Raw genomic sequence first — 14,389 nt, 5'->3', positions numbered from 1 at the left:
GCTCGGCCTCGTCGGCGGTTCCCGGGTCAGCCGCGGGCGATGCTGCTGGGAGAACGCAGACGTCGCCGTCGCAGACGAGGGCGTTCGCGTCGCCGAGGGGTATGAGGCCGCTCACGCCGTCGCCTCCTCCGGCTCGGCGGACTCGTCGCGTTCGTGCCACACCTGTTCGAGCACCTGAGCGAACGTGGCGGCTTCCTGTGCGCCTGAGACGCCGTACTTGCCGTCGATCACGAAGAATGGGACGCCGCCGATGCCGTACTCCTGCGCGACGGCCTGGTCTTCCCGCACCGCCGCGAGGTAGTCGCTGCGCTCGAGCGCGGCGCGCGCGTCCTCGCGGTCCAGGCCGATCTGGGCGGCGTACTCCGCAAGATCGTCGATGCGGCCGACGTGGCCGCCTTCGACGAAGTACGCCTTGAGGAGCCGTTCCTTCATCTCGGACTGCTTGCCGTGCGCCTTCGCATAGTGGATGAGCTCGTGCGCCTTGACCGTGTTCGTGTGATGCATCGCGGAGAAGTCGTAGTCGAGGCCCACCTGCTTGGCGATGCCGCCGACGCGGGCCAGCATCTCGGAAGCCTGCTCCTGGCTGATGCCCTTGTGCTGCGCGAGGTAGTCCGACTCGATCCCCTCGAAGTCCACGGGAGTGTCGGGTGAGAGCTCGAAGGAGTGGTATTCGACCTCGACGCCTCGACCGTCGCCTGCTCCGGCGAAGAGGCCGGATCCCGCCTCGAACTTGCGCTTTCCGATGTAGCACCACGGGCACGCCACGTCGGACCAGATGTCAACCTTGATCGGATCAGTCACGCCTGGGTGCAACGGCACAGCGTTCGGCGCTATTCCGAGTCGGCCGTCGGCGCATCCACGGCACCGCCGAAGCGCCGGTTGCGTGCCGCGTACGTCTCGATCGCCTGCCACAGGTCGGTGCGCGAGAAGTCGGGCCACAGCGTGTCGAGGAAGACCATCTCGGCGTACGCGCTCTGCCAGAGCATGAAGTTGCTGGTGCGCTGCTCCCCCGAGCTGCGCACGAAGAGATCGACGTCGGGCAGATCGGGCACGTACAGGTGCCGCTGGATCGTATTCTCGCTGATCGCCGAGGGGCGCATCCTGCCTGCTGCCACCTCGGACGCGATGTCGCGAACGGCGTCGGCGAGCTCCGTGCGTCCGCCGTAGTTGACGCACATCGTCAACGTGAGCACGTCGTTGCCCGCAGTGAGTCGCTCGGCGAACTGGAGCTCCTTGATCACGGATGCCCACAGGCGCGGGCGCCGCCCTGCCCACCTCACCCGAACGCCCCACTCGTTGAGCTGGTCGCGTCTGCGGTGCAGCACGTCGCGGTTGAAGCCCATGAGGAATCGGACCTCGTCGGGCGAGCGGCGCCAGTTCTCGGTGGAGAACGCGTACACGCTCAGGTGCTTGATGCCGACCTGGATGGCGCCGGCCACCACGTCGAGAAGCGACGCCTCGCCTGCTCTGTGGCCTTCGATGCGCGTCAGCCCTCGCCGGTTGGCCCACCGGCCGTTGCCGTCCATGACCAGCGCGACGTGGTCGGGCACGGCGGATGCCGGCAGCCGCGGTGGATAGAGCCCTGTCCAGTCGACCGGACGGTACGCGACGGCATCCTTGTGCGTGTACGGCTTCGGGCTCATGCCGACTCCCCCGCTGCTCGGGACACGTAGGGCAGAGAACGGAGTCCGCGCTCCAGGTGCCACTGCGTGTAGGCGGAGACGATGCCGCTCGCTTTGGCCCTCGTTCCCTGGTCGGTCGTCTCGGCGGCCGCCCAGTCGCCCTTGACGAGCGCCGCGAGCAGGTCGATGACGACGCGCCCGACACGCGGTGCGCCGCTCGGGGCGCAGTCGTCGCACACCACGCCGCCCAGCTGCACCACGACGCTCGTGTGCTCGCCCGGTCGTCCGCACCGCGCGCACGCGTCGAAGCTCGGCGCCCAGCCTGCGAGCGAGAGCGCGCGCAGCAGGTAGGAGTCGAGCGTGAGCGAGGCATCGTGCTCGTGCCGGGAGAGCGATCGCAGCGCGCCGACCAGCAGCAGGTACTGCTGCGACGCCCCTTCCGACTCCGTCAGCCGATCGGCCGTCTCGACCATGGCGTTCGCCGCCGTGAAGCTCGCGTAGTCACCTGCGATCTCTGCACCATAGGCGCCGAGCGACTCGGCCTGGTTCACGATGTCGAGGCTGCGGCCCTCGTAGAGCTGCACATCCGCGACCATGAACGGCTCCAGCCGTGCGCCGAACTTCGACGCCGTGCGCCGGACACCTTTGGCGACGGCCCGCACCTTGCCGTGGCCTCTCGTGAGCAGCGTCACGATGCGGTCGGCTTCGCCCAGCTTGTGGGTGCGCAGCACGACTGCTTCATCACGATAGGTGGGCACCGCTCCATTATCGCGGTGAGGCTGGTCACCGCCGGTGCACCACGGAGCGCACAGCGCAGAAGAATGGAAGCGTGACCGAGCCCGTCTTCACCATTCCTCTTTGGGCCGACCTGACCGCGGTGGCGCTCGGCGGCGTGCAGGGAGCGCTCTTCGCCTCGGGGTTCAGGGGTCAGCGCCGGCTCGACCTGTTGGGCGTCGCCATCATCGGCACCGTCGTGGGTCTGGGCGGCGGGCTCATCAGAGACCTGCTGCTCGTGGTGCGGCCGAGCATGCTCTCCAACAACTGGTACCTGATCACCGTGATCGCGGCATCCCTGCTCGGCATGCTGCTCGCCGGACCTCTGCACAGGCTCAACTCCCTGATCGTGGTGCTCGACGCCCTCGTGATCGGCATGTTCGGCGCGTTCGGCACGGCGAAGGCGCTCGGACTGGGCGTTCCCGTCGTGCCTGCGGTCTTCGTCGGCGTGTTCGCCGCCGTCGGAGGCGGCGTGCTGCGTGACATGATCATGGGCCTGCCCGTGGCGATCATGCACGTCGGCTCGCTCTATGCGGTGGCCGCGGCGGCCGGATGCGTGCTCCTCGTCGTGCTCCACGCATTCGGCGTCGACCTGTTCGTCTCCGGCATCGCGGGATTCGCCCTCACGGCCGTCATCCGCATCCTGGCCGTCGTCTTCGACCTGTCGCTGCCCGAGCAGCGCATGCTCTACCGGCGCAAGGTGGCGGCGGAGACGGCCGCGGTGCCCATCGTGCGACGCGACTGAGCGCCTCGCGCACCGCTCAGGTGGCGTCCCACAACGACCGGTAGAAGCGGATGTGCTCCTCGTCCGGCTCGACCCCGTACGCCTCGTAGTACAGGCCGGTGTATCCCTCGCCGTAGTTCCACTCGGTGCTCCATGCTCCGACGGCGATGTCGCCCCACCTGTCGCCGATGCCGAGCCGCCCGACATCGACGTATCCCGCCACCGTTCCTTCGTCGGTCAGCAGGGTGTTCGGCGCGCACGCGTCGCCGTGGCACACGACGAGGGAGTCGACGGAGGGCGCGGGCGGCAGCCGGTCGAGCAGGTCGATGCGTTCCCGGATGCCCTCAGCGCGGCTCCGCGCGACGCGCGCCTTCACGGTCCACTCGAACGGGCAGCTCGCCACGGGCAGCGACTCGTGAAGCGACCGGAGTCCCTCTCCGAGGGCGATCACCGCCTGGCGCGGTTCCGCCAGCCACCTCTGCGTCACGGCGTTGGCACCGGCAATGGCCCGCGTGACGAGCACGTCGCCGTCCTCCCCGGAGCTGTACTCCACCACTTCGGGTACCCGGATGTATCGGCCCGCCCATGCCAGCCGCTCGACCTCGGCGGCGAGATCCAGCTCGCTCCCCGGCGGAGCCCACTTCGCGAACACGGGCTCTCGGCCGAGGCTCCCGCTCACGGTCACGCCGCCGATCTCGTTGACCCACACCACCGATTCGATGCCGTCCCCGAGTCGCCTTCTGAGCGGCTCGGGGACGGCGAACGACGCTTCGGGTCGTCCGGAGAAGACACGAACGCCGTGCGTCCCGGCCGGCGACCCGGTGTCGGGTGCGCCGATGCCGGAAGAACCGGAGACCGTCACTCAGACGGTGGTGAGCTGGCGCTCGCCCAGTTCGCCCACCCCGCCGATGCGCACCGCGCGGTTCACGGCGGACACCACGGCTTTGAGGGATGCCGCCACCGTGTCGGCGTCGATCCCGACGCCCCACAGCCTGCGGTCGCCCACCTGGAGCTCGACGTACGACGCGGCCTGCGCGTCGCCGCCCTCCGACATGGTGTGCTCCACATAGTCGTAGAGGGCCACCTCGATGCCGCGGTCGGCGAGCAGCGTGAGGAACGCGTTGATCGGTCCGTTCCCGCTCGCCTCCGTCCACTCGACGTCGTCGCCGTCGCGCAGCTTCACGCGAAGCGACACCGTTCCCGACTCGTCTTTCGATGTGGCCGTCGACTGCACCTCGAAGCGTCCCCACTTCTCGCTCTCGTCGGCGCTCGGCAGGTATTCGTCGCTGAAGATGCTCCAGAGCTGGTCGCTCGTGACCTCGCCGCCCTCGGCATCCGTCTTGGCCTGGACGACACCCGAGAACTCGATCTGCAGTTTGCGCGGCAGGTCGAGCGAGTGGTCGGACTTGAGCAGGTAGGCGACGCCGCCCTTGCCGGACTGCGAGTTGACCCGGATGACGGCCTCGTAGCTCCTGCCCAGATCCTTGGGATCCACCGGCAGATACGGAACGGCCCACACGAGCTCGTCGACGTCGACGCCCTGCTCGTCGGCGCGCGCCGCCATGGCCTCGAAACCCTTCTTGATGGCGTCCTGATGCGATCCGCTGAACGCCGTGAACACCAGGTCGCCCGCCCACGGACTGCGCTCGTGCACCGGCAGCTGGTTGCAGTACTCGGCGGTGCGCTTCACCTCGTCGATGTCGCTGAAGTCGATCTGCGGGTCGATGCCCTGCGTGAACAGGTTGATGCCGAGCGCCACCAGGTCCACGTTGCCGGTGCGCTCACCGTTGCCGAACAGGCATCCCTCGATGCGGTCGGCACCGGCCATGTAGCCGAGCTCGGCCGACGCGATCGCCGTGCCACGGTCGTTATGCGGGTGCAGCGACAGGATGACGTTCTCGCGGTGATTCAGGTGACGCGACATCCATTCGATGGAGTCCGCGTAGACGTTCGGGCTGGCCATCTCGACAGTGGACGGCAGATTGATGATGACCTTGCGCTCCGGCGTCGGCTCGAACACCTCGAGCACCTGGTTGCAGATCTCGGCGGCGAACTCGAGCTCGGTGCCGGTGTAACTCTCCGGCGAGTACTCGTAGTAGATGGTGGTGCCGGGAACCGTGGCCTCGAGCTCCTTGCACTTGCGCGCGCCGTGCAGGGCGATGTCGATGATGCCCTGCTGGTCGGTGCGGAACACGACGGCACGCTGCAGCACGCTCGTGGAGTTGTAGAGGTGCACGATCGCCTGCTTCGCGCCGCGGATCGCCTCGTACGTGCGCTCGATCAGGTGATCGCGCGCCTGCGTCAGCACCTGGATCGTGACGTCGTCGGGGATCGCGCCGGTCTCGATGAGGCTGCGGACGAAGTCGAAGTCCGTCTGGCTCGCGCTGGGAAAGCCGACCTCGATCTCCTTGTAGCCCATGCGCACGAGCAGGTCGAACATGATGCGCTTGCGCTCGGGGCTCATCGGGTCGATCAGCGCCTGATTGCCGTCGCGCAGGTCGACGGCGCACCACCGGGGCGCTTTGGCGATGCGGGCATCCGGCCACGTGCGGTCGGGGAGCTCGACTTTGATCTGCTCGTGGTACGGCCGATATTTGTGGATCGGCATCGCAGACGGCTGCTGGGTGTTCTGCATGATTCTCTTCTTCTCGATCTCGCGAATCTTGTCAGCCGACAACGAACTCCGCGACGAGGGAGGCCGAGAGACTAGGCCTCGTCGCGGCAGCTAAGAAGGAGCATGCCGAAGCGCACGAGAAAAGGGTACACCCGTTCGCGCCTCAGGCCTTCGCCACGAAGTGCTGACGGATGCTGCCCAGCGCCTCGATCTCGCTCGTCACGGTCTGCCCGGCCTCCAGGTACACGCGCGGATTCCGTCCCAGCCCCACACCGTCTGGCGTTCCGGTGAAGATCACGTCTCCCGGCAACAGCTCGACGAGAGCCGACAGGCGCGCGATGAGCGAGGGGACGGAGAAGATCATGTCGCGGGTGCGGCCGCTCTGGAGCAGCTCCGTGGTTCCGTCGGCGCGCGTCAGCGTGCATCCGATGGCGAGGTCGTCGCGGTCGGCGACGGCATCGATCTCGTCGAGTGTGACAACGGCCGGTCCGATCGGGGCGAACCCCCTGAGCGACTTGCCGAGGCTGAACTGCGCCGGGTCTCCCCAGAACTGCACGGTGCGGTCGCTGATGTCCTGCCCCACCGTGAGCCCTGCGACGTGGCTCCAGGCGTCGTCCTCGGCGATGTCGCGGCCGCCGGCCGCGATGACGGCGACGAGCTCGACCTCCCAGTCGACAGTGCTTCCGGTCAGCTCCACCTCGGTCTCGGCTCCCGCGAAGCTCGAGACGAACTTCGTGAAGACCATGGGGTTCTCCGGGACGCTGAGCCCCGACTCCCCGGCGTGGCTGGCGTAGTTGAGGCCGATCGCGAACACCTGTGGAGGTCGCGGAACGGCCGGACCGAGATCCCTCGCCTCGAAGGCGGAGCCGAGGGAGGCATCCTGATCGGCCGCCCACCGCGTGAGCTCGTCCCATCGCGCGTACACGCTCTGCGGGTCCGACTCGAACCGGCCGTCGCTGGCCCGTTCGACGTCGAGCGCGCGATCGCCCGAGAGGAGCACGAGTCGTCCGGAGAGGTTCGCGATGCGCAAGGCTGCCTGCTTTCGATCGGTCGGGATGCGGAACGCGGCGAGGTGCGGAGCAAACATCCGACCAATCGGCCGCGGGTGAACTCTATCGGATGCGCCGTTCGCCAGACCAGTCTGACCCTGACCGCGGCGGTCGTCTACGGACGGCCGCGATCATCGGATGAACCTCAGCCAAGGAGGAACTCCCTGATGACGGTGCCGAGCGCCGGATCGGTCACGGCGCTCATGTGGTTGCCCGGAATCTCCACGAACCGTGCAAGCGGCATGGCGTCGGCGAGCTCGGCGCCGGAACCGAGACCGCGGTCGTCGTCGCCCATCACGACGAGCGTCGGTGTGAGGATGTCGGCGAGCTCGGCCTCCGTGGCCCCGACCGACGTCTCCAGCACCAGGCGGAGTGCCGTCGGATCACCGCCCGTCGTGCGCAGGAACGCCTCGGAACGCCACTCCGCGCTCCCCCGCTGATGGCTGCCGAGACCGTCGAACACCCGCCGGAAGAACTCGTTGCGCTTGTCCACTTCCGTGATGCCGGACAGGCCCATGCCTGCGACGATCGCTCGCCGCGGTTCTGCACCGCGCACCATCATGCGCACGGTCGTGCGGGCGCCCAGCGAGTATCCGCCCAGGTCGTACTCGGTCAGCCCCAACTGGTCGATCAGCGCGAACGCGTCGTCGGCCAGCACGTCGCGTGGATACGCCTGCGGGTCGTGCGACTTCGCGCTTCCGCCGTGAGCACGCAGGTCGGGCATGATCACGCGGAACCCCGCTTCGGCGAGCAGCCGCGCATGACCGTAGCGAATCCAGTTCACGTAGGCGGTGGAGAAGAACCCGTGAATCAGGATCACGGGTCGCCCCTCGCCGGTCTCGCGATACGCGAGGGCCGCGCCATCCGCTCCGCGGAAGTGGTTCACAGGCAGGTCGGGGATGCGCGGCATGCTTCCAGCCTAGGGAAGCGGCCCGCGGATCCCCGCCATCGTCACTCCGGGGTCGTCCACCATCACTCCACCGACAGTGCGACGACCGGTGAGACGGCGCCGGCTCTGCGCGAGGCGACGATGCTGCACACCGCGGTGAGCAGGACTCCCCCGCCGGCGACGACCACCACCATGGCCCAGGGCACCGATGGCGCCAGGACGCCGCGGACGAGACCGCCCATCAGGGATTGCGCGGCCACCCAGCCGTAGAAGACGCCGAGCAGCAGGCCGAACACGAGGGCGCCCACCGTGAGCTGGGCGCCCTCCACGAGGATCATCACCCGGAGCTGACCCGTGGTGAAGCCGAGTGCGCGCAGCAGACCCAGCTCTCTGATGCGCTGCAGGATGCCCACCGTCAGCGTGTTGACCAGGCCGACCGCGGCGATCAGTGCCGAGAACCCCACCAGGGTGGAGAAGATGCCGATGGTGACGGAGATCGTGCTCGCCATCGCCTCGCGCTCCTCGGGGCTCAAGGGAAGGTGGAGCATGACGGCGTCGTAGTAGGTGGTGAGCGCCACCGCGAACGTCGTGACGAGTGTGACACCGATGACGAGCGCCATGGTGGCCCTGGTGCTGCGCTCGGGGTAGCGCGACGCGTTGGCCGTGGCGATGCGCGCCGCGGGCGAGCCGCCGAACAACCGGCCGACCAGCCGGAGCACCCGGGGCATGATCCGGCCCGCCGCGGCGATCACGCCGGAGAACGACAGCACGCCGCCGAAGAAGGCGACGAGGAGGCCGACCGGACTGAGCATCCCGACGAGCAGGCCGAGACCCAGGAGCACCGCGCCCAGCACGAGGAGGACGACGGCCGCCGCGACGCGAGATCGCCGTGGGCGCGCGTTCGAACCCGACGCAGCCGCCGCAGCCGTGGCCTCGAGGGGCGACACAGCGGTGACGCTGCGGCAGCCGATCCACGCCGCCAGCCAGGTGGTGAGCGCCACGATCACGACGGGTGCCGCGAGGGCAGGGTTCGCCAGTGCATAGGCGGCGCGCGGCAGCCATCCCTGTGACATGCCGACGGCGACGACCAGCCAGGCCGCGAGCACACCGACGACCAAACCGAGCACTGCGCCGATGGCGCCGACCACCAGGCCCTCACGGGCGAGCGAGCGTCGCACGTTCGACGACTCGGCACCCAGCACTCGCAGCAGTGCGATCGATCGTCGGCGCCCGGCCACAACGGTCGCGAACGTGTTGGACCTGACCACGGAGGCCACGTACACGGCCAGCAGGAGGAACACGGCCGAGACCGTGCCGAGACCGACGGCGAGAGTGCCCGACGATGCGCCGGGCGAGGCTGCGACCGCTCCGGCCACGATGGCGGTCGCCTCGATGAGCGCGACCCCGAACAGCGCGCTGACGCCCGACACCATCAGCGTCGCGACGTTGTCCCGAATACCGTTGCCGGTGCGGAGGGCGGGGCGTCGTGTCGCCGATGTCATCGCGCCGGCTCCACGGAAAGCATGAGCTCGGAGGCGTCGGCCGCAGAGAGGCGACCCCCATCGTGAACGATGCGCCCATCGGCGAGCATGATGATGCGATCGGCATGGCTGGCGGCGACGGGGTCGTGCGTGACCATCGCGATGCTCTGCCCGTGCAGGCTCGACGCCTCGGCGAGGAGCGCGAGCACCTCGCGCCCGGTCCGCGAGTCCAGATTGCCCGTCGGCTCGTCGGCGAAGATCACCGCAGGCCGGGTGGCGAGGGCCCTGGCGATCGCCACCCGTTGCTGCTGTCCGCCGGAGAGCTCGTAGGGCCGCTGCGCCGTGCGCGCCGACAGCCCGAGCGTGCCGATCAGGTGGTCGATCCAGGTCAGCTCGTCCTTGCTCGGCCGGTGCCCGTCGAGCTCAAAAGGCAACAGGATGTTGGAGCGCACGTCGAGCACCGGCACCAGGTTGAACGACTGGAACACGAACCCTGCCGACCGACGGCGCACGCGCGTCAGCTCCCGGTCGCCGAGCGATGTCAGTTCCGTCTCCCCCAGCCACACTCTGCCGCTGGTGGGAGTGTCGAGGCCGGCCATGACATGCATGAGCGTGGACTTGCCCGAGCCGCTGGCGCCGATCACGGCTGTGAACTCGCCCGTGCGGATGCCGACCGAGACGTCGTCGAGCGCGGTCACCGTGCCGCTTCCTGCACCGTAGGTCTTGGTGAGCCCGGCTACACGCGCCGCGAGCCCGAGGTCGGAGGAGTTGATCTGCATACCGACGACGCTAGGCAACGGGCGGTGTCGCCCTCGTCGGCCCAGCGGGGCATTCGCATGCGACCTCAGGATAATCCGGCCGCGCGAAATCAGCCTGCGGTGCGCTCCACGAGACCGTTCTCGTAGGCGTACGCCACCAGCTGCACACGGTCGCGGAGTCCGAGCTTCGTGAGCACCCGGGAGATGTGCGTCTTGACGGTCGCTTCCGAGAGGTACTCGCGGCCGGCGATCTCGCCGTTGCTCAGCGCTCGCGCGGCGAGGTCGAAGATCTGACGCTCGCGAGCAGTGAGGGTCTCCAGTTCTGGCGGCGTGCGCTTCACCTGCCGGGACGTGAACTGCTCGAGCAGGCGGCGCGTCGCCGACGCCGCGATGACGGCGTTGCCGGCGTGCACGGTGCGGATCGCGGCCAGCAGGAACTCGGGATCGGCATCCTTGAGCACGAATCCGCTCGCCCCGGCCTGGATTGCCCGTGCCGCGCTCTCGTCGACGTCGAACGTCGTGAGCACGAGAACCCGCGGAGTCGACCCCGTGTTGCGCGCGACGATCCGGGCTGTCGCGGCGACGCCGTCGAGCTCCGGCATGCGGATGTCCATGAGGATGACGTCCGGATCCGATCGCGAGGCGAGTTCGACGGCCTCGAGGCCGTTGGCCGCCTCGCCGGCGAACTCGAGATCGGGCTGCGACTCGATGAGCATGCGCACGCCGGCACGGAACAGCGCCTGATCGTCGACGAGAGCCACGCGGATGCGCTCGGTCATGTGGTCCGCTCCCCTTCCCGCCCGATCCCGGAGATCGGGAACACCGCCGTCACCTCGTACGTGCCGCTCACCTCGCTCGTCGGGCCCGCGCTGAGGCCTCCGCCCGCGAGGGCGGCGCGCTCGCGCATTCCGGGGATCCCGTGGCCGGCCGACGCCGTCTCGGCGGCCGCCGACGGCCGCACCGCATTGCGCACCCTCAGGTGCAGGGCCTGCTCCTCCCACAGCAGGTCGACCCCGACCGTCTTCGTCGGGTCTCCGTGCCTGAGCGCGTTCGTGAGCGCCTCCTGGAGCACGCGGTACGCGGCGAGACTCGTCACCTGCAGCAGCGGAACCGGCGTGCCGCTGACGGACTCCGCGATGCTCAGCCCCGCGCTGCGCATGCCCGCGATGAGTCCGGGCAGGTCGTCGAGCGACGGCTGCGGCCCCTCCGTCTCCTCCTGGCGGAGCTGGGTCAGCAGCAGGCGCACCTCGGCCAGTGCGGAGCGTGCCGTGGCGGAGATGGTGCCGAGCGCATCCGACTGCACCTGCGGACTCCGGGCGCCCGCGTACCGCGCGCCATCCGCCTGCGCGATGACCACCGCGAGCGAGTGCGCGACCACGTCGTGCATGTCACGGGCGATGCGGGTGCGTTCCTGCTCCGCCGCCGACTCGTACGCCGCTCGCTGCGCCGCCACCGCGGCCTGCACTTTCGCCTCGCGGGACTGCCGCACGGTTCGCACGAGCAGACCGACCGTCCAACTCAGCCCGAACAGCGTGACCATGCCGATCGCGACGGCGATCAGCGTCACCAGCACGTGCGATCCCCCACCCACCGGGCTGAAGTAGGACTCGCGTGACGACAGCGTGAGATAGACGGCGGCGAGCATGCCCCCTCCCACGGCGGAACCCAGCCCCACCAGACGGACGGTTCTGCCTCCGTACGCGGCGCTGGCGTACGCGACACCCAGGACCGCGACGTCGACGCCCGTCGCCGGGATGAGCACGGCCATCTGTAGCAGCGCCGCGATCCACACGCCGATCACCGCGAGTGCCGGGCTCAGCCGACGCACCGCCAGCGCCGCGCAGTAGATCACGGCCACGATCGGGCCGCCGAAGGGCGACTCCGCGACCGCGTTCCAGATCGTGAGGAGCAGCAGCACGCACGCGACGACGATGTCGACGATGAGCTGCGCTCTGCTGATGGAACGGATCACCCGACAACGCTACTGGGAGCGGCCCGACGCGCCCCTGCCGAGCGGCCGGAATCATCCTTCGGACGGATGAACGTGCATCCCTCTGCCGATGCCGCGCATCGGACGCAGGGCCCGCGACGCCTGCTCGGAACCGCCCGCCTGAGCCCGCGCGGGAACCGGCGGCCGGAAGTGGTCGTCGTCAGAAGCCGAGGCGGCCCAGCTGCTTGGGGTCGCGCTGCCACTCCTTGGCCACCTTGACCCGGATCGAGAGGAACACCCTGCTGCCGACGAGCGGCTCGATCTGGCTTCGGGCCGTCTCGCCGATCGCGCGGAGGCGGGAGCCGCCCTTGCCGATCACGATGGCCTTCTGGCTGTCGCGTTCCACGAACAGGTTGGCGTAGATCTCGGTGATGGGCTTGTCGTCGCGTTCCACGATGTCGTCGATCGTCACGGCGAGGGAGTGCGGCAGCTCGTCGCGGACATCCTCGAGCACGGCCTCGCGGATGTACTCGGCGATGCGGTCCTCGAGCTGCTCGTCGGTGATCGTGTCGTCCGGGTACAGCTGGGGCGAGACCGGGAGCAGGGCGATCAACTCGTCCACGAGCAGATCGAGCTGATCGTGGCGCACTGCCGAGAGCGGGATGATCGTGTCCCACTGGCGCAGCTGCGACACGGCAAGGAGCTGCTCGGCGACGGCGGACCGGGATTCGGCATCCGTCTTGGTGACGATCGCCACCTTCTTGGCCCGGGGAAAATCGTCGAGCCTCTCGTTGATGAACCTGTCGCCGGGACCGACCTTCTCGTCCGCGGGCACGCAGAAGCCGATCACATCCACATCGCCGAGCGTCGACGTGACGAGCGCGTTGAGCCGTTCACCGAGCAGCGTTCGCGGCCGGTGGATGCCTGGCGTGTCCACCACGATCAGCTGCCCGCCCGGCCGGTTCACGATGCCCCGGATCGCCCTGCGGGTGGTCTGGGGCTTGGAGCTCGTGATGGCCACCTTCTCGCCGACCAGCGCGTTCATCAGCGTGGACTTGCCCACGTTCGGCCGGCCGACGAACGACACGAAGCCCGCGCGGTACGCGCTCTCCGACGATTCCGCCGTGTCGTCTCGTCGCTTCTCGCGGCTCATCGATCGTGTCCTCTCGACTGTCCGGTGCTCTGTACCGGCACGGGTCCCGTCTCGTGATGTCTGCCCGGTCTCCGCTGCAGCGGAGCGGCATCCGCTCGGTCGCGCTGCTCGTCGCCCGAGGCCTCGGCGATGCCGAACAGCGCCGTGTCGCGCTCGGCCAGCACCGTGCTGATCCGCCGGCGCCGGCCCTCTGACCGGTCGGCCGTCAGCCGCAGCCCTGAAACGGTCGCCACCGATCCCTCGACGGGCAGCCGACCCAGGGCTTTGGCCAGGAGCCCTCCGACGGAATCGACGTCGTCGTCGTCGAGCTCGATGTCGAACAGGTCGCCCAGCTCGTCGACCGGCAGCCGCGCGCTGACGCGGAACCGGTCTTCGCCCAGCGGCTCCACGAGCGGCACCTCGTGGTCGTACTCGTCGGAGATGTCTCCGACGAGCTCCTCGATGAGGTCCTCCAGCGTCACTAGTCCCGCGATGCCGCCGTACTCGTCGACGACCATCGCGAGATGGTTCGACTCCAGCTGCATCTGCCGCAGCAGCGCATCCACCTTCTTCGACTCCGGCACGAACAGCGCAGGGCGAGCGAGCGACGCGATGGTGGAGACGTCGACGTCGAGCGGCCGCTCGAACGCCTGCTGCGCGACATCGCGCAGATAGAGGATGCCTGAGACCTCGTCCACATCGTCGCCCACGACGGGCATGCGCGAGACGCCCTTCGCGAGGAAGAGGCTCATGGCTGCAGACACAGTGGCGTCCGCGTCCACCGTCACCATGTCGGTTCGCGGAAGCATCACCTCGCGCACCAGCGTCTCGTTGAACTCGAAGATGGAGTGGATGAGCTCCCGGTCGTCCTCCTCGAGCACGTCGAGCTCGGCGGCCTCGTCGACGATGCTCAGCAGCTGCTCCTCTGTGGCGACGGCGGCCGACCGGGCGCGCGACGGCGTCACCCGGTTGCCGAGTTCGACGAGGGCCCTGGCGAGAGGTCCGATCAGCACCCGGATGCCGTGCACGAGCGGCGCGGTCGTGACCAGCAGGCCCTTGGCATGAGCCCTGCCCACACTCCGCGGGCTCGTGCCCACGAGCACGAACGACGCTCCGGTCATGATGGCGGCCGACAGGATGAGCGTGAGCCACCACTCGGACAGCACACTCGCGAAGGCGAGCGTGACGAGCACGGCGGCCGTCGTCTCGGCGATGATGCGCGCGAAGCTCACGGCATTCAGGTGCGCGCCGGGGTCGGCCGCGATCGCCTCCAGCGAGCGCCGGAACCGGGAAATCTGTCCCAGCTCGGCGATGTCGGCACGCGACTGCACCGTGATCGCGGCATCCACGGCCGCCATGAGACCGCCGAACGCCACCAGCAGCACCGCGATGACGAAGAACAGAGCGATCATGAGC

The 14,389-nt window shown here is 69.0% G+C and carries 14 protein-coding genes; 1 reads left to right on the top strand and 13 read right to left on the bottom strand.

Annotated features, from left to right (window positions below; all coding sequences use genetic code 11):
* Positions 1-111: 111 nt before the first annotated feature.
* From VHB92_RS01635 to recO, 3 genes are read right to left on the bottom strand one after another with little or no spacing between them, the layout of a single operon-like run.
* Positions 112-801, bottom strand: coding sequence for a DsbA family oxidoreductase (locus VHB92_RS01635; protein WP_325450714.1), 690 nt, complete (start codon positions 799-801; stop codon positions 112-114).
* Positions 802-830: 29 nt separating this feature from the next.
* Positions 831-1,643, bottom strand: a complete 813-nt coding sequence (locus VHB92_RS01630; protein ID WP_325450712.1) for an isoprenyl transferase — start codon at positions 1,641-1,643, stop codon at positions 831-833.
* Positions 1,640-2,380, bottom strand: a complete 741-nt coding sequence (recO, locus tag VHB92_RS01625) for a DNA repair protein RecO (RefSeq protein ID WP_325450710.1) — start codon at positions 2,378-2,380, stop codon at positions 1,640-1,642. Before recO ends, VHB92_RS01630 begins: the two co-directional genes overlap by 4 nt.
* Positions 2,381-2,451: 71 nt before the next feature.
* On the opposite strand from recO, the gene VHB92_RS01620 reads away from it, so the two are divergent.
* Positions 2,452-3,141 carry a trimeric intracellular cation channel family protein gene (locus VHB92_RS01620; RefSeq protein WP_325450708.1) on the top strand — a complete coding sequence of 230 codons (690 nt, stop codon included), beginning with the start codon at positions 2,452-2,454 and terminating at the stop codon, positions 3,139-3,141.
* Between the two features lie 16 nt (positions 3,142-3,157).
* On the opposite strand, the gene VHB92_RS01615 is transcribed toward VHB92_RS01620, so the two are convergent.
* The 10 genes from VHB92_RS01615 to VHB92_RS01570 form a co-directional block, all read right to left on the bottom strand.
* Complete coding sequence (locus tag VHB92_RS01615) at positions 3,158-3,982, bottom strand: aminoglycoside 3'-phosphotransferase (protein ID WP_325450706.1); 825 nt, start codon at positions 3,980-3,982, stop codon at positions 3,158-3,160.
* Positions 3,983-5,755: a 2-isopropylmalate synthase gene (gene leuA / locus VHB92_RS01610; protein ID WP_325450704.1), complete on the bottom strand. Its 1,773-nt coding sequence runs from the start codon at positions 5,753-5,755 to the stop codon at positions 3,983-3,985. It lies immediately after the preceding gene.
* Positions 5,756-5,897: 142 nt separating this feature from the next.
* Entirely contained in the window at positions 5,898-6,821 is a 924-nt protein-coding gene (locus VHB92_RS01605; protein ID WP_325450702.1) for a fumarylacetoacetate hydrolase family protein, read from the bottom strand.
* A 107-nt stretch (positions 6,822-6,928) separates the two neighbouring features.
* On the bottom strand, positions 6,929-7,693 hold the full coding sequence (locus VHB92_RS01600) for an alpha/beta hydrolase (protein ID WP_325450701.1): 765 nt from the start codon (positions 7,691-7,693) through the stop codon (positions 6,929-6,931).
* Positions 7,694-7,755: 62 nt separating this feature from the next.
* Positions 7,756-9,174 (bottom strand): ABC transporter permease, encoded by a 1,419-nt coding sequence (locus tag VHB92_RS01595; protein WP_325450699.1) that lies wholly within the window; start codon positions 9,172-9,174, stop codon positions 7,756-7,758.
* Complete coding sequence (locus VHB92_RS01590; RefSeq protein ID WP_325450697.1) at positions 9,171-9,932, bottom strand: ABC transporter ATP-binding protein; 762 nt, start codon at positions 9,930-9,932, stop codon at positions 9,171-9,173. The genes VHB92_RS01595 and VHB92_RS01590 overlap by 4 nt, the downstream gene beginning before the upstream one ends.
* Positions 9,933-10,021: 89 nt before the next feature.
* A complete protein-coding gene (locus VHB92_RS01585; protein ID WP_325450695.1) occupies positions 10,022-10,690 on the bottom strand; it encodes a response regulator transcription factor in 669 nt (222 codons plus the stop codon).
* Positions 10,687-11,883, bottom strand: coding sequence for a sensor histidine kinase (locus tag VHB92_RS01580; protein WP_325450693.1), 1,197 nt, complete (start codon positions 11,881-11,883; stop codon positions 10,687-10,689). Before VHB92_RS01580 ends, VHB92_RS01585 begins: the two co-directional genes overlap by 4 nt.
* 178 nt (positions 11,884-12,061) lie before the next feature.
* The gene (gene era / locus VHB92_RS01575; protein WP_325450691.1) at positions 12,062-12,994 is read right to left on the bottom strand and encodes a GTPase Era; all 933 of its coding nucleotides are present in this window, start codon (positions 12,992-12,994) and stop codon (positions 12,062-12,064) included.
* A complete protein-coding gene (locus VHB92_RS01570) occupies positions 12,991-14,385 on the bottom strand; it encodes a hemolysin family protein (RefSeq protein ID WP_325450689.1) in 1,395 nt (464 codons plus the stop codon). Before VHB92_RS01570 ends, era begins: the two co-directional genes overlap by 4 nt.
* Between the last annotated feature and the right edge of the window lie 4 nt (positions 14,386-14,389).

The organism is Humibacter sp., assembly GCF_035547335.1.
Classification (GTDB): Bacteria; Actinomycetota; Actinomycetes; order Actinomycetales; family Microbacteriaceae; genus Humibacter.
Note: the sequence above shows the minus strand (reverse complement) of the source record. Positions and strands in the feature narration are given on the sequence as shown.